Source organism: Leclercia sp. TB492 (assembly GCF_049974505.2).
Taxonomy (GTDB): Bacteria; Pseudomonadota; Gammaproteobacteria; order Enterobacterales; family Enterobacteriaceae; genus Enterobacter; species Enterobacter adecarboxylatus_C.
This window is the reverse complement of sequence record NZ_CM127572.1, coordinates 3,651,545-3,674,778: the sequence shown is the minus strand read 5'-3', so window position 1 is coordinate 3,674,778 and position 23,234 is coordinate 3,651,545. Positions and strand designations below refer to the sequence as shown.

The 23,234-nt window shown below is 58.1% G+C and carries 23 protein-coding genes; 13 read left to right on the top strand and 10 right to left on the bottom strand.

What is annotated here, in order from left to right:
• Positions 1 to 47: 47 nt before the first annotated feature.
• The 6 genes from hydN to cspE all read left to right on the top strand — a co-directional run bounded on the left by hydN (position 48) and on the right by cspE (position 9,044).
• A complete protein-coding gene (gene hydN, locus ACP4QI_RS17335; RefSeq protein ID WP_142486855.1) occupies positions 48 to 593 on the top strand; it encodes an electron transport protein HydN in 546 nt (181 codons plus the stop codon).
• Between the two features lie 40 nt (positions 594 to 633).
• The gene (gene fdhF / locus ACP4QI_RS17330) at positions 634 to 2,784 is read left to right on the top strand and encodes a formate dehydrogenase subunit alpha (RefSeq protein WP_426495655.1); all 2,151 of its coding nucleotides are present in this window, start codon (positions 634 to 636) and stop codon (positions 2,782 to 2,784) included.
• 3 nt (positions 2,785 to 2,787) lie between these two features.
• A complete protein-coding gene (gene hypF, locus ACP4QI_RS17325) occupies positions 2,788 to 5,013 on the top strand; it encodes a carbamoyltransferase HypF (protein ID WP_426495654.1) in 2,226 nt (741 codons plus the stop codon).
• Positions 5,014 to 5,027: 14 nt separating this feature from the next.
• Positions 5,028 to 6,047 carry a HoxN/HupN/NixA family nickel/cobalt transporter gene (locus ACP4QI_RS17320; protein ID WP_426495653.1) on the top strand — a complete coding sequence of 340 codons (1,020 nt, stop codon included), beginning with the start codon at positions 5,028 to 5,030 and terminating at the stop codon, positions 6,045 to 6,047.
• Positions 6,048 to 6,208: 161 nt separating this feature from the next.
• Entirely contained in the window at positions 6,209 to 8,356 is a 2,148-nt protein-coding gene (gene fdhF / locus ACP4QI_RS17315; RefSeq protein WP_426495652.1) for a formate dehydrogenase subunit alpha, read from the top strand.
• A gap of 475 nt (positions 8,357 to 8,831) precedes the next feature.
• Entirely contained in the window at positions 8,832 to 9,044 is a 213-nt protein-coding gene (cspE, locus tag ACP4QI_RS17310; RefSeq protein ID WP_106994905.1) for a transcription antiterminator/RNA stability regulator CspE, read from the top strand.
• Positions 9,045 to 9,290: 246 nt separating this feature from the next.
• Here cspE and ACP4QI_RS17305 read toward each other — a convergent pair whose 3' ends face one another.
• Entirely contained in the window at positions 9,291 to 10,148 is an 858-nt protein-coding gene (locus ACP4QI_RS17305) for an alpha/beta hydrolase family protein (RefSeq protein WP_426495651.1), read from the bottom strand.
• Between the two features lie 318 nt (positions 10,149 to 10,466).
• On the opposite strand from ACP4QI_RS17305, the gene ACP4QI_RS17300 reads away from it, so the two are divergent.
• Positions 10,467 to 11,336, top strand: a complete 870-nt coding sequence (locus tag ACP4QI_RS17300; protein ID WP_426495650.1) for an aldo/keto reductase — start codon at positions 10,467 to 10,469, stop codon at positions 11,334 to 11,336.
• A gap of 41 nt (positions 11,337 to 11,377) precedes the next feature.
• On the opposite strand, the gene nrdF is transcribed toward ACP4QI_RS17300, so the two are convergent.
• The 5 genes from nrdF to ACP4QI_RS17275 all read right to left on the bottom strand — a co-directional run bounded on the left by nrdF (position 11,378) and on the right by ACP4QI_RS17275 (position 15,685).
• A complete protein-coding gene (gene nrdF / locus ACP4QI_RS17295; RefSeq protein ID WP_156264482.1) occupies positions 11,378 to 12,337 on the bottom strand; it encodes a class 1b ribonucleoside-diphosphate reductase subunit beta in 960 nt (319 codons plus the stop codon).
• Positions 12,338 to 12,346: 9 nt separating this feature from the next.
• Positions 12,347 to 14,491 (bottom strand): class 1b ribonucleoside-diphosphate reductase subunit alpha, encoded by a 2,145-nt coding sequence (gene nrdE, locus ACP4QI_RS17290; RefSeq protein WP_426495649.1) that lies wholly within the window; start codon positions 14,489 to 14,491, stop codon positions 12,347 to 12,349.
• Positions 14,464 to 14,874, bottom strand: a complete 411-nt coding sequence (nrdI, locus tag ACP4QI_RS17285) for a class Ib ribonucleoside-diphosphate reductase assembly flavoprotein NrdI (protein ID WP_426495648.1) — start codon at positions 14,872 to 14,874, stop codon at positions 14,464 to 14,466. Before nrdI ends, nrdE begins: the two co-directional genes overlap by 28 nt.
• Positions 14,871 to 15,131 carry a glutaredoxin-like protein NrdH gene (gene nrdH / locus ACP4QI_RS17280; RefSeq protein ID WP_156264479.1) on the bottom strand — a complete coding sequence of 87 codons (261 nt, stop codon included), beginning with the start codon at positions 15,129 to 15,131 and terminating at the stop codon, positions 14,871 to 14,873. Before nrdH ends, nrdI begins: the two co-directional genes overlap by 4 nt.
• A 227-nt stretch (positions 15,132 to 15,358) precedes the next feature.
• The gene (locus ACP4QI_RS17275) at positions 15,359 to 15,685 is read right to left on the bottom strand and encodes a DUF883 family protein (RefSeq protein WP_032613488.1); all 327 of its coding nucleotides are present in this window, start codon (positions 15,683 to 15,685) and stop codon (positions 15,359 to 15,361) included.
• A gap of 161 nt (positions 15,686 to 15,846) precedes the next feature.
• Between ACP4QI_RS17275 and ACP4QI_RS17270 the strand changes: the two genes are divergently transcribed.
• Positions 15,847 to 16,191 carry a DUF2002 family protein gene (locus tag ACP4QI_RS17270; protein WP_142486844.1) on the top strand — a complete coding sequence of 115 codons (345 nt, stop codon included), beginning with the start codon at positions 15,847 to 15,849 and terminating at the stop codon, positions 16,189 to 16,191.
• Between the two features lie 32 nt (positions 16,192 to 16,223).
• On the opposite strand, the gene alaE is transcribed toward ACP4QI_RS17270, so the two are convergent.
• Both alaE and ACP4QI_RS17260 read right to left on the bottom strand, forming a co-directional pair.
• On the bottom strand, positions 16,224 to 16,673 hold the full coding sequence (gene alaE / locus ACP4QI_RS17265) for an L-alanine exporter AlaE (protein WP_142486843.1): 450 nt from the start codon (positions 16,671 to 16,673) through the stop codon (positions 16,224 to 16,226).
• A gap of 67 nt (positions 16,674 to 16,740) precedes the next feature.
• A complete protein-coding gene (locus ACP4QI_RS17260) occupies positions 16,741 to 16,932 on the bottom strand; it encodes a hypothetical protein (RefSeq protein WP_142486842.1) in 192 nt (63 codons plus the stop codon).
• 371 nt (positions 16,933 to 17,303) lie between these two features.
• Between ACP4QI_RS17260 and stpA the strand changes: the two genes are divergently transcribed.
• Positions 17,304 to 17,708 (top strand): DNA-binding protein StpA, encoded by a 405-nt coding sequence (stpA, locus tag ACP4QI_RS17255; RefSeq protein ID WP_142486841.1) that lies wholly within the window; start codon positions 17,304 to 17,306, stop codon positions 17,706 to 17,708.
• Positions 17,709 to 17,751: 43 nt separating this feature from the next.
• Here stpA and ACP4QI_RS17250 read toward each other — a convergent pair whose 3' ends face one another.
• The gene (locus ACP4QI_RS17250) at positions 17,752 to 17,931 is read right to left on the bottom strand and encodes a hypothetical protein (RefSeq protein ID WP_142486840.1); all 180 of its coding nucleotides are present in this window, start codon (positions 17,929 to 17,931) and stop codon (positions 17,752 to 17,754) included.
• A gap of 222 nt (positions 17,932 to 18,153) precedes the next feature.
• On the opposite strand from ACP4QI_RS17250, the gene ACP4QI_RS17245 reads away from it, so the two are divergent.
• Positions 18,154 to 18,312 carry a YqaE/Pmp3 family membrane protein gene (locus tag ACP4QI_RS17245; protein WP_032613478.1) on the top strand — a complete coding sequence of 53 codons (159 nt, stop codon included), beginning with the start codon at positions 18,154 to 18,156 and terminating at the stop codon, positions 18,310 to 18,312.
• On the opposite strand, the gene ACP4QI_RS17240 is transcribed toward ACP4QI_RS17245, so the two are convergent.
• Positions 18,309 to 19,238, bottom strand: coding sequence for a LysR substrate-binding domain-containing protein (locus ACP4QI_RS17240; protein ID WP_142486839.1), 930 nt, complete (start codon positions 19,236 to 19,238; stop codon positions 18,309 to 18,311). The two genes, ACP4QI_RS17245 and ACP4QI_RS17240, sit on opposite strands and share 4 nt — an antisense overlap.
• A gap of 319 nt (positions 19,239 to 19,557) precedes the next feature.
• Here ACP4QI_RS17240 and ACP4QI_RS17235 point away from each other — a divergent pair, with 319 nt between their 5' ends.
• The 3 genes from ACP4QI_RS17235 (at position 19,558) to ACP4QI_RS17225 (ending at position 23,229) form a co-directional block, all read left to right on the top strand.
• Positions 19,558 to 20,163: an ankyrin repeat domain-containing protein gene (locus tag ACP4QI_RS17235; RefSeq protein ID WP_142486838.1), complete on the top strand. Its 606-nt coding sequence runs from the start codon at positions 19,558 to 19,560 to the stop codon at positions 20,161 to 20,163.
• 109 nt (positions 20,164 to 20,272) lie between these two features.
• Positions 20,273 to 21,814, top strand: coding sequence for an acyl-CoA synthetase FdrA (gene fdrA, locus ACP4QI_RS17230; RefSeq protein WP_426495647.1), 1,542 nt, complete (start codon positions 20,273 to 20,275; stop codon positions 21,812 to 21,814).
• A complete protein-coding gene (locus tag ACP4QI_RS17225) occupies positions 21,814 to 23,229 on the top strand; it encodes a YlbE family protein (RefSeq protein ID WP_231313789.1) in 1,416 nt (471 codons plus the stop codon). Before fdrA ends, ACP4QI_RS17225 begins: the two co-directional genes overlap by 1 nt.
• Positions 23,230 to 23,234 lie beyond the last annotated feature (5 nt).

Sequence of the window (23,234 nt, the reverse complement as noted above, 5' to 3'; positions counted from 1 at the left end):
TTTATGCATACCTCCGGCAAGCTAACCATCATTCCCGGAGATTAAGGATGAACCGTTTCATCATCGCCGATGCCAGCAAATGCATCGGCTGTCGTACCTGTGAAGTAGCCTGCGTGGTGTCGCACCACGACACCCAGGACTGCGCCTCGCTGACCCCGCAGAACTTCCTGCCGCGCATTCACGTCATCAAAGGCGTCAACGTCTCCACGGCCACCATGTGCCGCCAGTGTGAAGACGCCCCTTGCGCCAGCGTCTGCCCGAACGGGGCCATCACCCGCGATAACGACTTTGTTCACGTCCACCAGGAGCGCTGCATCGGGTGCAAAACCTGCGTGGTTGCTTGCCCGTACGGCGCGATGGAAGTGGTGCTGCGTCCGGTTGTGCGCAGCATTGGCGCCGGGCTGAATGTGATGTCAGAGAAGGCCGAGGCCAACAAGTGCGACCTCTGCTACCACCAGCCGGACGGCCCCGCCTGCATTCAGGCCTGCCCGACCAATGCCATTGTCTGCATCGACAGGCAGAAGCTTGAGCAGTTGAGTCTCGAGAAACGCCGCCGCGCGGCGCTGGACTCCGTTTCCTCGCAGATGCTGTAAGCCTCTGCCTCTCTTTTCACTTTTAGCAGGTCTGTTACTGATGAAAAAAATCACCAGCGTCTGCCCGTACTGCGGTGCGGGCTGTAAATTAAAACTCGTTGTCGACAACAATAAAATCGTTCGTGCGGAGGGCGCGCAGGGCGTCACCAACCAGAATCAGCTGTGCCTGAAAGGCTATTACGGCTGGGATTTTCTCAACGACACCCGGCTGCTGACGCCGCGCCTCACCCAGCCGATGATCCGCTACCAGAAGGGCGGCAAGTTTGTGCCGGTCTCCTGGGAGGAGGCGATTCGCTACACCGCCCAACGCCTGAGTGACATCAAGGCTAACTATGGCCCGCGCGCCATCATGACCACCGGATCGTCCCGCGGCACCGGGAATGAAACCAACTATGTGATGCAGAAGTTTGCCCGCGGAGTGCTCAACACCAACAACGTCGACTGCTGCGCCCGGGTCTGCCACGGCCCGAGCGTGGCCGGACTGCAGGAGACGCTGGGCAACGGGGCGATGAGCAACTCCATCAGCGATATCGAAAACTCAAAATGCCTGCTGATCTTCGGCTACAACTGCGCCGACTCGCACCCGATCGTCGCCCGCCGGGTGATCAAAGCCAAACAGAACGGTGCCCGGGTGATCGTCTGCGATCCGCGCAAAATTGAAACCGCGCGCATCGCCGACCGGCATCTGCAGCTTAAAAACGGCTGCAATATGGCGCTGGTGAATGCCTTTATTTATACCCTGCTGGACGAGAGCCTCTACAACAGCGACTACGTCGCCCGCTACACCGAAGGGCTGGAGGCGCTGCGCGAAACGGTCAGCGCATACGCCCCGGAAAACGTCGAGGAGATAACTGGCCTCACCGCCCGGCAGATCCGCGAGGCGATGCGCATCTACGCCGCCGCCCCGTCCGCCACCGTAATGTGGGGGATGGGCGTGACCCAGTTCGGGCAGGCGGTGGACGTGGTGAAAGGGCTTTCTACCCTGGCGCTGCTCACCGGCAACCTCGGCCGCGAGCACTGCGGCGTTGGTCCGGTGCGCGGGCAGAACAACGTCCAGGGCGCGTGCGACATGGGGGTGATCCCCAACCAGTTCCCTGGCTATCAGGACGTGACCGACCCGCAGGTGCGGGAGAAATTTGCCCGGGCGTGGGGCGTCGATCCCGCATTGATGGATGACCAGGTCGGCGTGCGCATCACCGAAGTGCCGCACCTTGCGCTGGAAGGCAAGGTCAAAGCCTATTACATCATGGGGGAAGATCCGCTCCAGACCGAAGCCGATCTGGGGCTGGTGCGCAAAGGGTTTGACGCCCTCGACTTCGTGGTGGTGCAGGACATCTTTATGACCAAAACCGCCGAGGCGGCGGACGTGCTGCTTCCGGCCACCTCCTGGGGCGAGCACGGCGGGGTCTTTACCTGCGCCGACCGCGGCTTCCAGCGCTTTGAAAAAGCCGTTGCGCCGAAGGGCAACGTCAAGCGCGACTGGGAGATCATTAGCCTGATTGCCACCGCGATGGGCTACCCGATGGCGTATCGCGACAACCAGCAGATCTGGGACGAAATGCGTGCGCTCTGCCCGCTGTTCTACGGCGTGACGTACGAAAAAATGGGCGACATGGGCCATATCCAGTGGCCCTGTCCGACCCTCGATCACCCGGGCACGCCGTGGCTCTATGCGGACAACCGCTTCGACACCCCGAGCGGCAAAGGCCAGCTGTTTGCCGCGCCGTGGCGTAAACCGGCAGAGATGCCGGACGCCGACTATCCGCTGGTACTCTGCACCGTGCGCGAGGTGGGGCACTACTCCTGCCGCTCGATGACCGGCAACTGCGCGGCGCTGCAAACCCTGGCGGATGAGCCGGGCTTTGTGCAGATGCATCCACGGGACGCAGAGAAGCTCGGTGTCCGCGATCGCCAGCTGGTGTGGGTCAGCTCCCGTCGCGGGAAGGTGATCAGCCGCGCCGACGTCAACGATCGCATCAATGAAGGGGCGGTCTACATGACCTATCAGTGGTGGATTGGGGCCTGCAACGAGCTGACCCAGGACAACCTCGATCCGGTCTCCAAAACGCCGGAAACCAAATACTGCGCGGTGAAGATCGACGCGATTGCCGATCAACACTGGGCAGAAAATTATGCCCAGACCACCTACAGCGCGATGAAACAACGCCTTCGTGAGGCGGTAGAGAGTTAATTAATGAGTACAAACGGCACGCTGCTGCGCATCCGCGGCAAAGTCCAGGGGGTGGGTTTTCGCCCCTGGGTCTGGCAACTGGCCCGGCAGCTGGGACTGAAAGGCGACGTCTGCAACGACGGGGCAGGCGTGGTCGTACGCCTTGTCGCCGAGACGCAGGATTTCATTACCCGGCTGGCGGCCGGTGGCCCGCCGCTGGCGCGTATCGACGACATCAGCGAGCAGCCGTGGCACTGGGCCTCGTTGCCGGAAGCGTTCACCATTCTGCCAAGCGGGCAGGGGCAGATGGCCACCCAGGTGGTGCCGGATGCCGCGACCTGCCCGCAATGTCTGGCCGAGATGAACGACCCGGGCGAGCGTCGCTACCGTTATCCGTTTATTAACTGCACCCACTGCGGGCCGCGCTTCACCATTATCCGGGCGATGCCGTATGACCGCCCGGCCACCACCATGGCGGAGTTTGCCCTGTGTCCGGCCTGTGAGGCGGAGTACCGCAACCCCGCCGACCGGCGCTTTCACGCCCAGCCGGTGGCCTGCCCGGACTGCGGGCCGCAGCTGAGCTGGGTGTGCGGCGAGGTGCGTGAAGAGAAAGATAACGCCCTGCGGGCCGCGGTAGCGGCGCTGACGCAGGGCGGGATCGTGGCGATAAAGGGGCTCGGTGGGTTCCATCTGGCCTGCGATGCCGGCAACGCGCAGGTGGTTAACCGACTGCGCGCGCGCAAGCGGCGTCCGGCGAAACCGCTGGCGGTGATGATCCCGCCACGATTAGCCGCTGCACTTCCCGCAGAAGCTCAGGCGCTGCTGCGTTCGACGGCAGCACCGATTGTGCTGGTGGATAAACGGCTCTTCTCCTTTGATGAGGCCATCGCCCCGGGGCTGAACGAGGTGGGGGTGATGCTCCCGGCCAACCCGCTTCAGCACCTGCTGATGCAGGATCTGGATCGCCCCCTGGTGATGACCTCCGGCAACCTTAACGGCTCTCCGCCAGCGCTGACCAACGAGCGGGCCATACAGGATCTGGACGGGATTGCCGACGGCTGGCTGCTGCATAACCGCGACATCGTCCAGCGCATGGACGACTCGGTGCTGCGTGCCAGCGGTGACATGCTGCGCCGCTCCCGGGGCTTTGTCCCGGATGCGCTGCCGCTGCCGCCCGGTTTTGACCATGTGCCGTCCCTGTTGTGTCTGGGGGCGGATATGAAAAACACCTTCTGCCTGGTGCGCGGCGGGCAGGCGGTGTTGAGCCAGCATCTGGGCGATCTGGGCGATGACGACGCGCTGGCCCAGTGGCAGCAGGCCCTGACCGCGCTTCAGGAGCTCTGGCAGTTTAGCCCCGAAGGGGTGGTGACCGATGCCCATCCCGGCTATCGCTCCACCCGGCTGGGGGAGCAGATGCCGTATCCGCACCATCGCGTGCTGCATCACCATGCCCACGCCGCGGCCTGCCTGGCGGAACACGGCTGGCCGCGTGACGGCGGGGATGTCATCGCCCTGGTGCTGGACGGTATCGGCCAGGGGGAGAACGGCGAGTTATGGGGTGGGGAGTGTCTGCGGGTCAACTACCGCCGCTGCGACCGGCTCGGCGGCCTGCCCGCGGTAGCGCTGCCCGGCGGTGATCTTGCGGCACGCCAGCCGTGGCGCAATCTGCTGGCCCAGTGGCAGGCGTTCGTCCCCGGGTGGCAAACCCGCCCCGAGGCGCAGGTACTGCTGGATAAACCCTGGCCGCCGCTGGCTCAGGCGATCGCCCGCGGGGTGAACTGCCCGCCGGCTTCGTCCGCCGGGCGGTTGTTTGATGCGGTGGCCGCGGCAACAGGCTGTGCCCCGGCGCAGCTCAGCTACGAAGGGGAGGCCGCCTGTCAGCTGGAGGCGCTGGCGCTGCGTAGCGGGCCGGTCAGCCACCCGGTGACGCTGCCGGTGCGCGACGGCGAGCTGGATATGACCACCTTCTGGCAGCAGTGGCTGGACTGGCAGGCCCCGGCTGAGCAACGCGCCTGGGCGTTTCACGACGTGCTGGCCCACGGGCTGGCGACGCTGGCAGCGGAGCATGCCCGGGCGCAGAACCTCGGCACCATCCTGTGCAGCGGCGGAGTGGTGCACAACCGGCTTCTGCGGGAGCGCCTGCAGTTCTGGCTAGGCGATTTTACCGTGCTGTTTCCCGGGCGGCTGCCCGCCGGGGATGGCGCGATTGCATTTGGGCAGGCAGTCATTGCTGCCGCGACATTTTCTTGAATCGGGATATCACGATGTTTATCAAATATTTCAACAACCACCCCAAAGCCATGGCGCTGATGCTGGCCTTGATCGCCACCAATATTCTCGCCTGGGGGACGGCGTTTTACCTCTTTCACAACACCCCGTCGCTGATGGCCGCCAGCCTGCTGGCCTGGTGTTACGGCCTGCGCCACGCGGTGGATGCGGACCATATCGCCGCCATTGATAACGTCACCCGCAAGATGATGCAGCAGGGCAAACGCCCGTGCGGCGTGGGGGCCTGGTTCTCGCTGGGGCACTCCTCCATTGTGGTGCTGGCCTCCATTGCCATCGCTGCAACCGCCACCGCGTTCAGCCGCAACATGGAGTGGTTCCACGAGACCGGCGGCACCATCGGCACGGCGGTGTCGGCCTTTTTCCTGCTGGCGATGGCGCTGGTCAACCTCGCGATCCTGCGCGACGTCTGGGGCAGCTTTAACAAAATGAAGCGCGGCGAGAAGGTGCCGGAAGAGGTCTCCTTTGCCCGCGGCGGGGTGATGAACTGGCTGTTCCGCTCGGCGTTTCGCCTGGTAACCCGCAGCTGGCATATGTATCTGGTGGGCTTCCTGTTTGGTCTCGGCTTTGATACCGCCACCGAGATTGGCGTGCTGGGGATCTCCGCCGCCGGGGCCTCCAGCGGCATGTCGGTGTGGGCGATCATGGTCTTCCCGCTGCTGTTCACCAGCGGCATGGCGCTGATCGACACCCTCGATAATCTGATCATGGTGGGTGCTTACGGCTGGGCCTTCAACAAGCCGCAGCGCAAGCTCTACTACAACATGACCATCACCGGTACCTCGGTCGTCGTGGCGCTGTTTATCGGCGGCCTGGAAGCGCTGGGCCTGCTGGCCGATAAGTTTGGCCTGACGGGTGGGCTGTGGAACGGCGTGGCGGCGCTCAATGACAACCTGGGCAACGCCGGGTTCGTCGTGGTCGGGCTGTTTATCCTCTGCTGGATCGCCTCTCTGATTAACTATCGCTTCAAAGGCTACGACGCGCTGGTCGTACGCTAACGTCATCGCTGTCCGTTCGTCATGACATTTATGACGAACGGACGCTTCCTCGCAAAGCTCTCCTCATATTTTCCAAATAATTCAGTCATTTAAATGGTAATCCCATGCTGGCACACTTAATGCATACCACTGAGGACATATTACTAACGGAGTAACTACCGATGAAGAAAGTCGTCACGGTTTGCCCCTATTGCGCATCGGGTTGCAAAATCAACCTGGTGGTCAATAACGGCAAAGTCGTCAAGGCTGAAGCGGCACAGGGTAAGACCAATCAGGGCGATCTCTGCCTGAAAGGCTATTACGGCTGGGATTTTATCAACGATACGCAGATCCTGACCCCGCGCCTGAAATCCCCCATGATCCGTCGCGAGCGCGGCGGCAAGCTGGAGGCCGTCTCCTGGGACGAAGCGCTGGATTACGTTGCCACTAAACTCAGCGCCATCAAAGCTGCCCACGGCCCGGATGCGATCATGACCACCGGGTCATCGCGCGGTACCGGGAATGAAACTAACTATGTAATGCAAAAATTTGCCCGCGCGGCAGTCGGCACCAATAACGTCGACTGCTGCGCGCGCGTCTGACACGGCCCATCGGTTGCAGGTCTGCACCAGTCGGTCGGTAACGGCGCAATGAGTAACTCCATTGTTGGCATTGAGAATGCCGATATGGTCTTTATTTTCGGCTACAACCCGGCGGATTCGCACCCTATCGTGGCGAACCGGGTGATTAAAGCCAAACGCAAAGGGGCGAAGATTATCGTCTGCGATCCGCGCAAAATTGAAACTGCGCGCATCGCTGATATGCATATCGCTTTGAAAAACGGCTCCAACATCGCGCTGCTGAATGCGATGGGGCACGTGATTATCGAAGAAGAGCTGTACGACCGCGCGTTTGTGGCGTCGCGTACTGAAGGCTTCGAAGAGTATCGCAAAATTGTCGAAGGCTATACGCCGGAGTCCGTCGAAGAAATCACCGGGGTTAGCGCCCAGGAGATCCGCCAGGCGGCGCGGATGTACGCTGCGGCAGAAAACGCGGCCATTCTCTGGGGCATGGGCGTGACCCAGTTCTACCAGGGCGTGGAAACCGTGCGTTCCCTCACCAGCCTGGCGCTGCTGACGGGTAACCTCGGCAAGCCGTCCGCGGGGGTTAACCCGGTGCGCGGTCAGAACAACGTGCAGGGCGCGTGCGACATGGGTGCACTGCCGGATACCTATCCGGGCTATCAGTACATCAACAATCCGGAAAACCGGGCCAAGTTCGCCAAAGCCTGGGGCGTGGAATCTCTGCCTGCGCATACCGGCTATCGCATCAGCGAGCTGCCTCACCGGGCCGCTCACGGCGAAGTGCGCGCCGCGTACATCATGGGGGAAGATCCACTCCAGACCGACGCCGAGCTGTCTGCGGTGCGTAAGGCCTTTGAGGAGCTGGAACTGGTCATTGTGCAGGACATCTTTATGACCAAGACCGCCGCCGCTGCCGATGTGATCCTGCCGTCCACCTCCTGGGGTGAGCACGAAGGGGTTTACACCGCCGCCGACCGCGGATTCCAGCGCTTCTTCAAAGCGGTAGAGCCGAAGTGGGATCTGAAAACGGACTGGCAGATCATCAGCGAGATCGCCACCCGGATGGGCTATCCGATGCACTATGACAATACCCAGCAGATCTGGGACGAACTGCGTCATCTGTGTCCGGATTTCTACGGTGCTACCTACGAGAAGATGGGCGAGCTGGGTTATATCCAGTGGCCGTGCCGCGACGAGTCAGAGGCCGATCAGGGGACGGATTACCTGTTCGAAAAAGAGTTCTCCACTCCGAACGGGCTGGGGCAGCTCTATACCTGTGACTGGGTAGCGCCAATCGACAAGCTCACCGAAGAGTACCCGCTGGTGCTGTCAACGGTGCGCGAAGTCGGCCACTACTCCTGCCGCTCGATGACCGGTAACTGTGCGGCGCTGGCTGCCCTGGCCGATGAACCTGGCTATGCGCAGATCAATACCGCCGACGCGAAGCGCCTCGGTATTGAAGACGAAGCGCTGGTGTGGGTCACATCGCGCAAAGGCAAGGTCATTACCCGTGCCCAGGTCAGCGATCGTCCGAATATCGGGGCGGTGTACATGACCTACCAGTGGTGGATTGGGGCCTGCAACGAGCTGGTGACGGAGAACCTGAGCCCGATTACCAAAACGCCGGAGTATAAGTATTGCGCCGTGCGCGTGGAGCCGATTGCCGACCAGCAGAGGGCGGAACAGTATGTGATTGATGAATATCACAAGCTGAAAAAGCACTTAAGGGAACTGGCTAAAGTGTAAAAAGCAGCCCCGAAGGGCCGCCCGGCGGCGCTTTGCTTGCACGGGCCTACAGAAACGGTAGGCCGGGTAAGCGCAGCGCCACCCGGCAAAAATGCGGGCACTTTGTCATCATAATCAGCAGCCCCCAAGGGCTGCTTTTTTTGCGCTCATACTTTATTTGGGAATATATTCCTCCGATCGGAAAATGTGGAAATTTAAAAGGACAGAGGATATATCAGCCATTCAGCCATCCGGGTGTTTAAACGGGTAAAATAAATAATATAAACATTGCTTAGCTCATTTTTATATGTCTTAATAGCGCCATCGGTTTGGAAAACAGACCTTACGAAAGCAGTTTTAGTAAAGCAGTCCTCAGTTCAAGTGTTATCCACAGATACCCTTCTTCATGAGTCTCCTCCTAAGTGCCAGGTAAGTAACTCTCGCAATACAGGCCATCATCGCCGCGTTTAAGTGGCTCATCATTAAGGAATTATCTATGTCTAATAAAATGACTGGTTTAGTAAAATGGTTTAACGCAGATAAAGGTTTTGGCTTTATCACCCCTGATGACGGCAGCAAAGATGTCTTCGTACACTTCTCTGCTATCCAGAGCGATAGCTTCAAAACCCTTGAAGAAGGCCAGAAAGTCTCCTTCACCATTGAAAATGGCGCTAAAGGTCCTGCTGCCGGAAACGTCACAGTCCTGTAATCTGCGTTAATTATCAGTAGTTATTACGATAGCGATGAAGGTAATAGCCTGAGCAGTTAATAATTGCTGATAATAAAATAAACCCGCCCTGAGCGGGTTTTTTATTAACTTAATTTCGCATGACAGCGGTTCGCTTATTTTGCCGCCTGGCTTAATAACGGCATTGCTACGTTTAATCCGGACGGTATTTCCCTTTCTGCTGCAGGCCGTAAATCTGTTTCTGGCTCGTAGTCGACAGGGTCGTTATCATCCCGGGCACTGACTCTCCAGCCACTCACCGACGACAGGCCATAATTTCTCTGCACATCGCGTACGAAAAAAGCCCATGTGGCCGACGCCTGAGAGACCGAATTCCGCGTGCCGTATCTCCTGGCGTTCAATTTTTGCGTGCTGTACCGGCTCCAGCAGGCGTGTAATGGCTTCGGGGTTAGCCCAGGGATCGTCATCAAAACCCATCACCAGTAAGGGTAACCTTATCTCGCTTGCCCGTTGGCGCGCATCCCAGTCTGGATCGTCGTAAAAGTAACCCGGCATTGCGCTCCAGCGTCCCCACTGTAGCATCACAGGCGCGGGTAAATCTTCTCCCAGCCCGAGGCGCCTGGCAGGCATATACCCAAAGATACGGCATAGCGCTGGCGCGAGAATACGCAGTAAGCACCATACGCGTACCTTTTCTGCCGTATGTTTGATGGTACTGGTCACCCCGGCGTGTGATGCCACAATGACCGCCGCCTTCAGGGAGTGGGTGGCCGTCGAAAGAAGAACGGCGTGCCCACCAATGCTGTGACCCACTGCCAGCAGGCTAAGCCCGGGGAAACGCGCCTTAGCCCAGGCCGTTATGCAGCCTACATCGTGCTCGATCCAGTCTGACATGGAGACGCTGTAGTGACGGAGCATTCCCGACTTCGAGCGACCCGTCCCACGGTAGTCGTAAGTCAGAACGCTGAATCCCATGTTGTTAAGATACTCTGCGAAGCCTTTGTAAAACGCCTGCACAACCGCCGTAGCAGGATGAAGGATAACCAGTGCTCTGGCATCGTTTTTTTCCCATAACGTGGCAGCCAGAAATCCGCCTTCAGTGACCGGTATTATTATCGAATTCATCAGGTGAGCCTTTTTTTGTGTGGTCATACCAGTTGGAGCTGTATTGACTGTAGCTTTTACTCACTCATCTGGCGATTTTTTTTGTTCTGTATCCTGATGCCCGCTTTGCGCTCACAGCGGCCTGAACGCTCCAGGCGGCCCACCCTCATCGTTGCCGGCCCGGCATTGCCTGTTTTTAAAGAGGGGCTTGCGAGCAGAAACGCTATCTGAGAAGGGCATTAATGAATTATTTGCATAACTCCTGTCAGGCTCTGCCTCTTAATCGCCACCGTCTTTGTCCTTTAGAATGGCTGTTTGACAGCGCAGAGGAGTTCAATCGTGGAATATGCAGAATTAAGCAACGGCATGAAAATGCCGATGGCCGGTTTCGGTGTTTTTCAGGTTACCGACAAAGAAGAGTGTAAACAGTCCGTGCTGAGCGCGATTCGGGCAGGCTATCGTCTGATCGATACGGCTGCGGTCTATGGCAATGAAGATGCCGTGGGCGACGCCGTTCGGGAAGCCATTGCCGGGGGCCTGTGCACCCGGGAAGAGCTGTTCATTACCTCGAAACTGTGGGTGCAGGACATGGCCAGCGACGAGACGGCCAAAGCGGGTATCGACGCGTCGTTAGAAAAATCGGGGCTGGAGTACTTTGATCTCTACTTGCTGCATCAGGCCATGCGGGACTATTTCAGCGCGTGGCGGGCGATGGAAGAGGCCTATGAAGCCGGTAAACTGAGAGCGATTGGGGTGTCCAATTTTTATCCTCACGTCTTAGCCAACTTCTGTGAAACCGTCCGAATCAGGCCGATGGTCAATCAGGTTGAACTGCATCCGTACTTTGCCCAACCTGCCGCCCTGGAAACCATGCGCTATTACAACGTGCAGCCTGAAGCCTGGGCGCCCTTGGGCGGCGGGCGACACAAGCCGTATGAAAATGCGATGCTGCAGGGCATTGCAGATGCCCATAAAAAGAGCGTTGCTCAGGTGGTCCTGCGCTGGAACGTCCAGCGCGGCGTGATCGTCATTCCAAAATCGACCCATCAGGAACGTATCGAAGAGAACGTTGCTATCTGGGATTTCTCCCTGACTGAGAGCGAAATGGCGCAGATCGACGCCCTCGATTTGGGCTACGTCGGGGATGCCGTGAAGCACTTTAACCCTGAGTTTGTTCGCGCTTGCGTGGGCGTCAACATTCACGACTGAGCCGTTGCGCCACTCTTTCACCCCTTTTCGGGGTGAAATTATTAGAAATTCCAATCCTCGTCTTCGGTCTCCACCGCTTTACCCATCACATACGACGACCCCGAGCCCGAGAAGAAGTCGTGGTTTTCGTCGGCATTCGGCGAAAGTGCGGCGAGGATGGCCGGGTTGACCTCGGCCATCTCCGGCGGGAACAGCGCCTCGTAGCCGAGGTTCATCAGCGCCTTGTTGGCGTTATAGCAGAGGAAGGCCTTCACATCCTCCTCCCAGCCGGTTCCGGCGTACAGCTCTTCGGTATAGGCCAGCTCGTTGTCATACAGATCCATCAGCAGATCCAGCGCAAAGCCTTTTAAATCCTCGCGCTCTGCCGCGCTCACTTTCTCCAGCCCCTTCTGGTACTTATAGCCAATGTAGTACCCGTGTACCGCCTCATCGCGGATGATGAGCCGGATCAGATCCGCGGTATTGGTCAGCTTGCCCCGGCTGGACCAGTACATCGGCAGCCAGAAGCCGGAGTAGAAGAGGAACGATTCCAGAAACACGCTGGCGATCTTCTTCTTCAGCGGCTCGTCGGCGCGATACTGTTCCAGCACCCGCTGGGCTTTGCGCTGCAACGCGTCGCTCTCCTCGCTCCAGCGGTAGGCGGCATCCACGTCCCGGGTCTGACAGAGAGTGGAGAAGATCGAGCTGTAGGAGCGGGCATGCACCGCCTCCATAAAGCTGATGTTCGACATCACCGCCTCTTCGTGCGGCGTCAGCGCATCGGCGATCAGGGCCGGAGCGCCCACCGTGTTCTGCACCGTGTCGAGCAGGGTCAGGCCGGTAAAGACGCGAATGGTCAGCTGCTGCTCGGCGTGGCTCAGGGTGGCCCAGGCCTGGACGTCATTCGACAGGGGCACCTTTTCCGGCAGCCAGAAGTTGCTGGTCAGGCGGTTCCACACCTCCAGATCCTTATCATCTTCAATCTTGTTCCAGTTAACGGCGTGAACCCGTGACAGTTTCATCCTCTCTCCTTAAAGCGCGCAGGACACGCAGCCTTCTGTTTCGGTGCCTTCCAGCGCAAGCTGGCGCAGGCGAATGTAGTACAGGGTTTTGATCCCTTTCTTCCACGCGTAAATCTGCGCTCTGTTGATGTCGCGGGTGGTGGCGGTGTCCGGGAAGAACAGCGTCAGCGACAGCCCCTGGTCGACGTGCTTCGTCGCCTCGGCATAGGTATCGATAATCTTTTCCGGCCCAATCTCGTAGGCGTCCTGATACAGGGCCAGGTTCTCGTTGGTCATAAAGGGGGCAGGGTAGTAAACGCGCCCGGTTTTGCCCTCTTTGCGGATCTCGATTTTCGAGACGATAGGGTGAATGCTCGAGGTGGCATGGTTGATGTACGAGATCGACCCGGTAGGCGGCACCGCCTGCAAATTCTGGTTGTAGATGCCGAACTGCATCACGTCGTCCCGCAGCTGCTGCCACATCTCCCGCGTCGGCAGGGTAATGCCGGCCCGGGCAAAGAGTGCGCGCACCTTCTCCGTTTTAGGCTGCCAGTCGTTTTCCAGATACTGACTAAAATACTCCCCGCTGGCGTAGCGCGACTGTTCGAAGCCCGCGAAACGCCGCCCCTTTTCGCGGGCCAGCATCATCGAGGTGTTCAGGGCGTGCCAGGTGATGGTGTAGAAATAGAGGTTGGTGAAATCCAGCCCCTCCGGGCTGCCGTAGGCGATCCCCTCCCGCGCCAGATAGCCGTGCAGGTTCATCTGCCCGAGGCCGATGGCGTGCGAGGCGGCGTTCCCGGCCTCCACCGACGGCACGCTGCGGATGTGGCTCATGTCCGACACCGCCGACAGGCCGCGCACCGCAGTTTCGACGGTACGGCCAAAGTTGGGGGAGTCCATGGTGTGGGCAATGTTCAGCGAGCCCAGATTGCAGGAGATATCGTGCCCGATCCGGGTGTAATCCAGATCTTCGTCATAGGTTGAGGCGCTGTTGACCTGCAAAATCTCCGAGCACAGGTTGCTCATGTTGATGCGCCCGGCAATGGGGTTGGCGCGGTTAACGGTATCTTCATACATGATGTACGGATAGCCGGACTCAAACTGGATCTCCGCCAGCCGCTGGAAGAAGTCGCGGGCGTTGAGGGTAGTCTTACGAATGCGCGGATCCGCCACCATCTCGTCGTACAGCTCGCTGACCGCCACATCGCCAAACGGCTTGCCGTAAATCCGCTCCACGTCATAGGGTGAGAACAGCGCCATATCGGCGTTCTCCTTCGCCAGCCGGAAGGTAATATCCGGGATCACCACCCCCAGCGACAGGGTTTTGATACGAATTTTTTCGTCGGCATTTTCCCGTTTGGTGTCGAGAAACCGCAGGATATCCGGGTGATGGGCATGCAGATAGACCGCCCCTGCCCCCTGGCGCGCGCCCAGCTGGTTGGCGTAGGAGAACGCATCTTCCAGCATTTTCATCACCGGGATCACCCCCGAGGACTGGTTCTCAATGCGCTTGATCGGCGCCCCCGCTTCCCGCAGGTTCGAGAGTAAAAACGCCACGCCGCCGCCGCGTTTGGAGAGCTGCAACGCTGAGTTCACCGCCCGGCCAATGGACTCCATATTGTCTTCGATACGCAGCAGGAAGCAGGAGACCAGCTCCCCGCGCTGGGCCTTGCCGCAGTTGAGGAAGGTGGGCGTCGCGGGCTGGAAGCGTCCGGCGAGCATTTCGTCGGTGAGCTGGCGGGCGAGGGTTTCATCCCCCTGGGACAGGGTCAGGGCCACCATCACCACCCGATCCTCGAAGTGTTCGAGGTACTGCTTACCGTCGAAGGTTTTCAGCGTATAGCTGGTATAAAACTTCCATGCGCCGAGGAAGGTCTGAAAACGAAAACCGCTGGCGTGAGCGTGGGCAAACAGCCCCAGCACGAAGGCACGATCGAAGCGTGCCAGCACCCTCGGATCGTAGTAATTCTCGCTGACCAGATAATCGAGACGCGCCTGCGGGCTGGTAAAGGTCATGCTGTTGGGGTAGACGTGGGCGTTAAAAAAGGCGTCCACCGCCTCATGATCTTTGCTGAACTGGATCTTCCCGTCCCGATCGTACAGGTTCAGCATGGCGTTCAGCGCATGGAAATCGGTTGATCTCTGCATCACGCGCTCTGCGGTTGTCGTTGCCAAAATTCGTTCACTCCTTTACGCACGTTGTCGACGTCCTGCTGGGTCCCCATCAGCTCGAAGCGATAGAGGTACGGCACGCCGCATTTTTGTGAGATGACGTCCCCGGCGCGGCAGAAGGCCTCACCGAAATTACGGTTGCCGGCGGCAATCACCCCGCGGATAAGCGCCCGGTTATGTGGATCGTTGAGAAAGCGGATCGCCTGCCGCGGCACCGCCCCGGCCGTTCCACCCCCGCCGTAGCTGGGCACCACCAGAATAAAGGGCTCGTCTACCTGGAGCCGCTCCCGCTCTTTAAGCGGGATCCGCACGGCGGGCAGCCCGACGCGCGCGATAAAGCGGTGCGTGTTCTCCGAACTGCTGGAGAAGTAGACGAGCAGGCTCATGCCCGGGCGGCCTGGGCAGGCTGGGGCAGACGGTTAATCAGATCCGGGCGGAAGCCGGACCAACGGGTTTCCCCGGCGATCACCACCGGCAGCTGGCGGAACCCCTGGGCTTTGAGCGTCTCTGCCGCGTCAGGAACCAGGTCAACATTCACCATTTCAAAGGTCACGCCGCGGCTCTCCATGGCGCGTTTGGTAGCATGGCACTGCACACAGTCGTTTCGAGTGTAAATAATAATGCGCATGATTCGTATTTCCATCTAGAATAGGATTCCGACGCCAGTTAGTGCGTCACCAGGAGTCTGTCTTGCTAAAGAGAATACTAGATGTAGTTATCGTAAGTTTCAACCATACAAGATATGGGAAAATGTCAGGGGTTCACTGTCGGTGATGCGTTCAGCGGGAGAGGGAGACGCTCGGGCTTAAAAAAGAAAAACCCCCACACCGCAGGGCATGGGGGCAAAGGAGGATAGAGCCGGATCGGAGATTATTTGCGCAGAGCAAGCAGCGCGCCGATAAAGATCCCCACCGCGGCGACGGTCCCTACCGCACACATCGGACGTTCACGGATAAAGGTGTTAGCGCAGCCAATGGCATCGCAAGCGGCCTGCTTGCCGGTCGAGCGACCCTGCAGACGCGCGCGGGTTTCACGCAGCAGCGATTTGGCTTTACGTCTGGCGTCGTCCGCTTCGCCCTTCGCATCCGATCCCCAGGATTTCAAAACGCTTTCCAGCGAATCCGCTAATTTCCTGACATCGTTATGGATATCCTGAACATCGTCGTCAACATCGTTTCGGTTCGAACGGTTAAACATATGCTTCTCCCTTGTATTTGCGGTAATTAATAGTTTAGACCACCTTTTTAATATCTGAAGCCGGTCACGGCTTATCAGGCCGTTTATGGATTTTTCTGAAAGCGCTGCTATTGCTGAATACGGTAAGGTTGCCCGGCAGGAAATGATAACGAGGAAAGAATATGTATTTACGACCCGATGAGGTTGCGCGCGAACTTGAAAAAGCGGGATTTACCGTGGATGTGGTAACCCAAAAAGCATACGGGTACCGTCGTGGCGATAATTATGTTTATGTGAACCGGGAAGCCCGTATGGGGCGCACGGCGCTGATCATTCACCCGACGCTGAAAGAGAAAAGCCTTTCCTTTGCGGACCCTGCTTCAGAGATGAAAACCAGCGACCATTATGAGCAGTTCCCGCTCTATTTAGGGGGCAATAACCAGGAACATTATGGTATTCCGCATGGCTTCAGTTCCCGCATGGCGCTGGAACGCTTTCTGAAGGGCCTGTTTGGCGACGCGCAATAATGACGCGACTGGCTTGCGCCAGTCGCCGTGCTTTACGCTTTGACCTGTTGATACTGGCTGACTTTGAACAGACGTCGGCAGTAATCGAGGAAATAGCCGTAGACCGCACCCATCATCATCGACACCACGATATTTGAACTCACCGCCGCGGCAATCTGGTGCCAGTCGGCTCCCACCGTTAACAGGATCGCGACATACACCGGCGACTGAAAGGTGACGTAGGCCACCACGTCCGCCAGATTTTTCATCCAGCCGGTGGGCGAGTAGCGACGGGCAACGCGCATCACCGCATCGCGATAGAAACCGTATGGCCATGCAATAAGGATATTCACCGGGACGGCCACCAGGCGGGAGGAAAGCGACTGCTCGAAGGTCATTCCGGAGAGGAATATTTCAATCAGCATGTTCACCACCGAACAGTAGACCACCATGGCAAAGGTATCCGCTACCGCGTGACGCAGGCGAGACTGCCGAGAGAACATGTCCTGACTCCTTAAAGGTTGTATAACAGAGAGGCTAAAGCAGGGTAGGTTAGTGCTTTAGTTTGCATTATTTTTCGTGTATAGAGTATCTCTCTGCATTGAAACCTACAATTAGCGATAAATTTTTATTTAAAGGCGTTTTGTCCGTAAAATTCTCTAAGCCAATCGGTTTTGCCAGCGCGGCGGCATTTTCTCTTCGTTCTTTGTTTTTCTTTTTGATAAACAATGGGTTGTATTTTTTATTTTCAGCGGCTGGCATCTGCTGTGTCCCGGGGCGAAAAATCCCGTGCTTTGCTTGCTGCTCATGCTGTCAGTTTGAGATTGGTTGGAGTGAAACTCCGGAAAATGAGTTTTTGTTTTATGCGCCAGAAGTGAATAAATAGTCGTTATGCCGACAAGAGAAAAGGCCCAGGCAATTACCCTGGAAAGGTTCAGGAATTAAATAATCATTAAACAGGTTATCAGGATAAATCATACAAAAAGAGAAGCATCGCACTGACTATTTTCTTTATTTCATTTAATTTGAGATAAATTATATTTTCGTGCGCTGTTGTCTGGATGTTCATAAACAAATGAATTACCATGGCCGCTATTGTTTATTTTATCGACTTGAAAAGGTTTTCATTTTATATGACTTCGCTGTTACAGAATCTTAATAATATTCGTACCCTGCGCGCAACGGCGCGTGAATTCTCGCTGGACGTGCTGGAAGATATGCTCGAAAAGCTGCGCATTGTCACGGAAGAGAAACGTAATGAACAGGCTGAAGTTGAACAGCAGCGTGCCGAACAGAGTCAGAAAATTAACGCCCTGCTGGAGATGATGAAAGCCGACGGTATTTCGGCAGAAGATCTGCTGAGTTCCGATCTGCTGAACGCCCCGGCACAGCCGAAAAAACGTCAGGCGCGCGCGGCAAAATATCGCTTTACCGATGTCGACGGTCAGGAAAAAACCTGGACCGGTCAGGGCCGTACGCCGAAGCCTATTGCCCTTGCACTGGCAGAAGGAAAATCACTGGATGATTTCCTGATTTAAACTGTGCATATCGGGCGGAGTAATACCGCCCGGTAGCGTCTGCTTAGCAGACCCCAAAATCACCGTCTTCTTTATACAGCGTTACGTCCGCTGCCTTCAGGGTGAATTTCTCCCCTTGCTCGTTACTTGCCTGCACAGCCACAATCTGATCTTCATGCACTTCGATGACTTTAAGTTTCGGCCCGCCCATGCGCGGTTGTACGAGATCGCCAACAGAAAACATAATTACCTCCTTCAGGATTGATGTGTCCCTGAGCTTAGCCCAGGCGCAGGCCCGGGTACAGCATCCCGCGCGGATTACCCCTTAATCGCCAGACTAAACCTGTGTAAAGAGGGTAAAAGAGGGTAAAACTTCACGCGAACGCTGGCGGCTGGGCGTAGACTCACTACGCTTAAGGTAAAAGCTCTTCTTTTACAATGACCTGACTGCTTGCATGGAGAATCTATGGGTTTCTGGCGTATCGTAATTACCATCATTTTACCGCCCCTTGGCGTGCTGCTGGGTAAGGGCTTCGGCTGGGCGTTTATTCTGAACATCATCCTGACCCTGTTGGGTTACATCCCCGGCCTTATCCACGCGTTCTGGGTGCAGAGCCGCAGCTAATCCCGCCACAGTAAATCGCTGTAGATCCCGGTCAGCACCCCCTGAGGCGCAAACTGCTGTTTGATCCAACGGGTGACCTGACCGGTAGCCGCATGCTGCGTGGCGAGCAGCATGCGCGAATCCTGGCGCGGGTTATTAATACGTCGCGTCACCAGCAGTCCTGCATCCACCGCCTCTCTCGCCATATGCTCCGGTAAAAAACCAATTCCTTCTCCGAGGATCTGACACTGGCACTTGGTATTGAAATCCGGAACCAGGATCGCCTCCTGGCCGTGCAGCAGCCAGCCCACTTTTTTATTGATGGTGTGCGCCGTGTCTTCAACCATGATGTTGGGATACAGGCGCAGCTGGCTCTCGGCCAGCGGCTCCGGGGCCAGCGCCAGCGGATGGTCCGGGGCGATGGCGAACACCCAGCGGATGGCGCCAATCTCGGTGTAATCAATCCCGCCGCCGTCGAGCAGGGTATCCGGAGCGCCAATGGCGATATTCGCCTGGTTATTGATGATCGAATCCCAGACCCCGTTGTACACCTCGGTCGTGACCGTGATCTGACAGGTGGGGAACTGCTTTTTCAGCACCTGTAACAGGCGAGCGGTGTGGCGCGGGGTGTAGAGCAGCTGGTTGATGCAGATCCGCACCCGGGTCTCAATGCCCTGCGAAATAGTGTCGATCCCACGCTTGATGGCGTGGAAGTCGTTCAGCAGGTCTATGGATTTGCGGTAGAAGTAGAACCCCGACTCGGTCAGCTCGATGCTGCGGGTGTTACGCACAAACAGCACCACGTCGAGGCCGGTCTCCATCCGCTTGATGGTGTAGCTGATGGCTGAGGTGGTCACCCCCAGTTCTGCGGCGGCTTTGCTGAAGCTGCCAAAACGCGCCGCGGTGGTGAAGGCCAGCAGGTTCTCTTCGGTAAAGATGGAATTCATATTATGGCTCCCGGCACCCATCAGTTTTGAACATATTTTAACAAAGTGGTTACAACGCATTTGACGCCGGTCACAGTTCTGCTAATTTGCTGCGAGCCGCACGGCACAAGGGCTGCGTAAACATAAGCAGAATGCAGCTTAGGGGCTTAAAAAGCGGTAAAACATAAGGAAAAGGTTGCACAGACGCACATTTTGACTCCACTGTTAAATTTAACTCAACAATGAATTCGCTGTCGATGAATCCTTTTTAAGCGGATTCTTTTCTGACCAGGCCGTTGCTATGCTCAGTCCATCAGAAAGGAAAACCAGGAGTGTGGATATGTCCAGCAATGAGCTTGTTACTGAATTTCTGCTAGCCGCCGAACAGGGAAATGCCGACGCATTAAAAGCCTGTCTGGAAAAAGGGGTGGATATTAACGCCACCAACCGGCAGAAAAGAACCGCCATTATTATTGCCAGCCTGAATAAACATTATCCCTGCGTGGAATTACTGATTGCCGCCGGGGCCAATATCGACCAGCAGGATCAGACCTGTTTCAACCCGTTCCTCATCAGCTGCCTGACCAACGATCTCACTCTGCTACGCCTGGTGCTGCCGGCCAACCCGGATCTCGACAGGCTGACCCGCTTTGGCGGCGTGGGCATCACCCCGGCCAGCGAGAAGGGGCATCTGGAAGTGGTGCAGGAGCTGCTGACCCACACCGACATCAACGTTAACCACACCAACTTCGTAGGCTGGACGCCGCTGCTCGAAGCCATCGTTCTCAATGATGGCGGTGCCCGCCAGCAGGCGATTGTGAAGCTGCTGCTCGACCACGGCGCCAACCCGCACATGACCGACAAGTACGGCAAATCCCCCCTCGAACTGGCGCGGGAAAAAGGCTTCAACGAGATCGCCGACCTGCTGATCGCCGCCGGCGCGTAATACCCCCGGCCAGCCGTTTCGGGCTGGCCTGAAATTAAAACCGGACCGTTTTTCCATCATGCCTTCGGGCGTGATGTGGCCCCCTTTTGCCCGCATCCAGGAGGACGTAATGCCCACCAAAATCGTAATAAAAAAGAATACTTATTTTGATTCTGTATCGCTGATGTCGGTTTCCACCAAAGCCAATAAATTGCCCGGCGTGGAACAGGCCTTTGTCGCCATGGCCACTGAAATGAATAAAGGCGTATTAAAAAATCTCGGCCTGCTGACGCCGGAATTAGAAGACGCCAAAAACGGCGACCTGATGATCGTCATTAAAGGCGAGGCCGCCAACGACGACACCCTGGCCGCCATCGAAGCCCTGTTCACCCGCAAAGAGAGCGGCGGCAGTCACGAAGCGCGCTACGCCACCCTCGCCAGCGCCAAAACCCATCGCCCGGAGAGCAATCTGGCGGTGATCTCCGTCAACGGCACCTTTGCCGCCCGCGAGGCGCGCCAGGCGCTGGAGAACGGCCTCAACGTGATGCTGTTCTCTGATAACGTCTCGCTCGACGACGAGCTGGCGCTCAAGCAGCTGGCCCACGAGAAAGGGCTGTTGATGATGGGGCCGGACTGCGGCACCGCCATCATTAACGGGGCAGGGCTGTGCTTTGCCAACGCGATGCGTCGTGGCTCGATCGGTATCGTCGGTGCCTCCGGTACCGGCAGCCAGGAGCTGAGCGCGCGCATCCACGAGTTCGGCGGCGGGATCTCCCAGCTGATCGGCACCGGCGGCCGCGATCTGAGCGAAAAAATCGGCGGGCTGATGATGCTCGACGCCATCGGCATGCTGGAAGCCGACGACGCCACCCAGGTCATCGCGCTGATCTCCAAACCGCCTGCGCCTGCGGTGGCCGAGAAAGTGCTGGCCCGCGCCCGCGCCTGCCGTAAACCTGTGGTGGTCTGCTTCCTCGGTCGCAATGAACCGCCGGCCGATGAAGACGGATTACAGTTTGCCCGCGGCACCAAAGAGGCGGCGCTGAAAGCGGTCCTGCTCACCGGGATTAAAAAAGAGTCACTGGACCTGCACCCGCTCAACTGGCCGCTGATCGAAGAGGTGCGCGCCCGTCTGACCCCGCAGCAGAAGTACATTCGCGGCCTGTTCTGCGGCGGCACCCTGTGCGACGAAGCCATGTTCGCCGCGCTGGAAAAATACGATGATGTCTACAGCAACATTCAGCCGGATCCGACCAAACGTCTGGCAGATATCAACGTCAGCCAGGCCCACACCTTCCTCGACTTTGGTGACGACGACTTCACCAACGGCAAACCGCACCCGATGATCGACCCGACCAACCGCATCAGCCGCCTGCTGCAGGAGGCCCGCGATCCGGAAGTGGGGGTGATCGTCATGGATTTCGTCCTCGGGTTCGGATCGCACGAAGATCCGGTGGGGGTGATGATCGAGGCGATCAAGGAGGCGCAGGCGATCGCCAGAGCCGACAACCGTCCGCTGGAGATCCTCGGCTATGTGCTCGGCACCGACCAGGATACCCCGTCTCTCAGCCAGCAGTGCCAGCTGCTGACCGATGCGGGCGTCATCTGGGCCAGCAGCAGTACCAATACCGGATTACTGGCACGTGAATTTGTCTGCAAAGGGGAGAAAGCCTGATGACCACCTTATTTAACCAGCCGCTTAACGTCATTAACGTCGGCATCGCCCTGTTCAGCGACGACCTGAAGAAGCAGCACGTCCCGGTTACCCACCTCGACTGGACCCCGCCGGGGCAGGGCAATATGCAGGTGGTGGAAGCGCTGGATCAGCTGGCGGATAAACCGCTGGCGGAGAAAATTGCCGCTGCCAACAAAATCGCGCTGGAGCGCATTATCCAGTCTCACCCGGTGCTGGTGGGCTACGACCAGGCCATTAACGTGGTGCCGGGGATGACCCGCACCACCATCCTGCACGCCGGTCCGCCGGTGGCCTGGGAAAACATGTGCGGAGCGATGAAAGGGGCCGTTACCGGGGCGCTGGTGTTTGAAGGGCTGGCAACAGATCTCGAGGACGCGGCACGGCTGGCGGCCTCCGGGGAGATCACCTTCTCGCCGTGTCACGAGCACGACTGCGTGGGCTCGATGGCGGGCGTTACCTCCGCGTCGATGTTTATGCACATCGTCGAGAACAAAACCTGGGGCAACCGCGCCTTCACCAACCTCAGCGAGCAGATGGCGAAGATCCTGCGCATGGGTGCCAACGACCAGAGCGTGATCGACCGTCTGAACTGGATGCGCGACGTGCTTGGCCCGATGCTGCGCGATGCCATGAAAATCATCGGCGAAATCGACCTGCGCTTAATGCTGGCTCAGGCCCTGCACATGGGCGACGAGTGCCACAACCGCAACAATGCCGGTACCACGCTGCTGATTCAGGCCCTGACCCCGGGGCTGATCCAGGCGGGCTATCCGGTGGAGCAGCAGCGCCAGGTGTTTGAGTTTGTCGCCAGCAGCGACTACTTCTCCGGCCCGACGTGGATGGCGATGTGCAAAGCCGCGCTGGATGCCGCCCACGGCATCGAGTACAGCACCGTGGTCACCACCATGGCGCGCAACGGCTACGAGTTTGGCCTGCGCATCTCCGGCCTGCCGGGGCAGTGGTTCACCGGCCCGGCGCAGCAGGTGATTGGCCCGATGTTCGCGGGCTACAAGCCGGAAGACTCCGGGCTGGATATCGGCGACAGCGCCATCACCGAAACCTACGGCATCGGCGGCTTTGCGATGGCGACGGCCCCGGCGATTGTCGCCCTGGTAGGCGGCACGGTGGAGGAAGCTATCGACTTCTCCCGCCAGATGCGCGAGATCACCCTCGGTGAAAACCCGAACGTTACCATTCCGCTGCTGTCGTTCATGGGCATCCCGACCGCCATCGACATTACCCGCGTGGCGGGCAGCGGCATCCTGCCGGTGATCAACACGGCGATTGCCCACAAAGACGCCGGGATCGGCATGATTGGGGCGGGCATCGTTCACCCGCCGTTTAGCTGTTTTGAAAAGGCGCTGTTGACCTTCCGCGATCGCTACTTCTTATAAGGTAA

Coding starts and splice junctions, on each gene's coding strand:
- hydN (WP_142486855.1), top strand. CDS start 48: ATGAACCGTTTCATCATCGCCGATGCCAGCAAATGCATCGGCTGTCGT.
- fdhF (WP_426495655.1), top strand. CDS start 634: ATGAAAAAAATCACCAGCGTCTGCCCGTACTGCGGTGCGGGCTGTAAA.
- hypF (WP_426495654.1), top strand. CDS start 2,788: ATGAGTACAAACGGCACGCTGCTGCGCATCCGCGGCAAAGTCCAGGGG.
- ACP4QI_RS17320 (WP_426495653.1), top strand. CDS start 5,028: ATGTTTATCAAATATTTCAACAACCACCCCAAAGCCATGGCGCTGATG.
- cspE (WP_106994905.1), top strand. CDS start 8,832: ATGTCTAATAAAATGACTGGTTTAGTAAAATGGTTTAACGCAGATAAA.
- ACP4QI_RS17305 (WP_426495651.1), bottom strand. CDS start 10,148: ATGAATTCGATAATAATACCGGTCACTGAAGGCGGATTTCTGGCTGCC.
- nrdF (WP_156264482.1), bottom strand. CDS start 12,337: ATGAAACTGTCACGGGTTCACGCCGTTAACTGGAACAAGATTGAAGAT.
- nrdI (WP_426495648.1), bottom strand. CDS start 14,874: ATGAGCCTGCTCGTCTACTTCTCCAGCAGTTCGGAGAACACGCACCGC.
- nrdH (WP_156264479.1), bottom strand. CDS start 15,131: ATGGAAATACGAATCATGCGCATTATTATTTACACTCGAAACGACTGT.
- ACP4QI_RS17275 (WP_032613488.1), bottom strand. CDS start 15,685: ATGTTTAACCGTTCGAACCGAAACGATGTTGACGACGATGTTCAGGAT.
- ACP4QI_RS17270 (WP_142486844.1), top strand. CDS start 15,847: ATGTATTTACGACCCGATGAGGTTGCGCGCGAACTTGAAAAAGCGGGA.
- alaE (WP_142486843.1), bottom strand. CDS start 16,673: ATGTTCTCTCGGCAGTCTCGCCTGCGTCACGCGGTAGCGGATACCTTT.
- ACP4QI_RS17260 (WP_142486842.1), bottom strand. CDS start 16,932: ATGCCAGCCGCTGAAAATAAAAAATACAACCCATTGTTTATCAAAAAG.
- stpA (WP_142486841.1), top strand. CDS start 17,304: ATGACTTCGCTGTTACAGAATCTTAATAATATTCGTACCCTGCGCGCA.
- ACP4QI_RS17250 (WP_142486840.1), bottom strand. CDS start 17,931: ATGTTTTCTGTTGGCGATCTCGTACAACCGCGCATGGGCGGGCCGAAA.
- ACP4QI_RS17245 (WP_032613478.1), top strand. CDS start 18,154: ATGGGTTTCTGGCGTATCGTAATTACCATCATTTTACCGCCCCTTGGC.
- ACP4QI_RS17240 (WP_142486839.1), bottom strand. CDS start 19,238: ATGAATTCCATCTTTACCGAAGAGAACCTGCTGGCCTTCACCACCGCG.
- ACP4QI_RS17235 (WP_142486838.1), top strand. CDS start 19,558: ATGTCCAGCAATGAGCTTGTTACTGAATTTCTGCTAGCCGCCGAACAG.
- fdrA (WP_426495647.1), top strand. CDS start 20,273: ATGCCCACCAAAATCGTAATAAAAAAGAATACTTATTTTGATTCTGTA.
- ACP4QI_RS17225 (WP_231313789.1), top strand. CDS start 21,814: ATGACCACCTTATTTAACCAGCCGCTTAACGTCATTAACGTCGGCATC.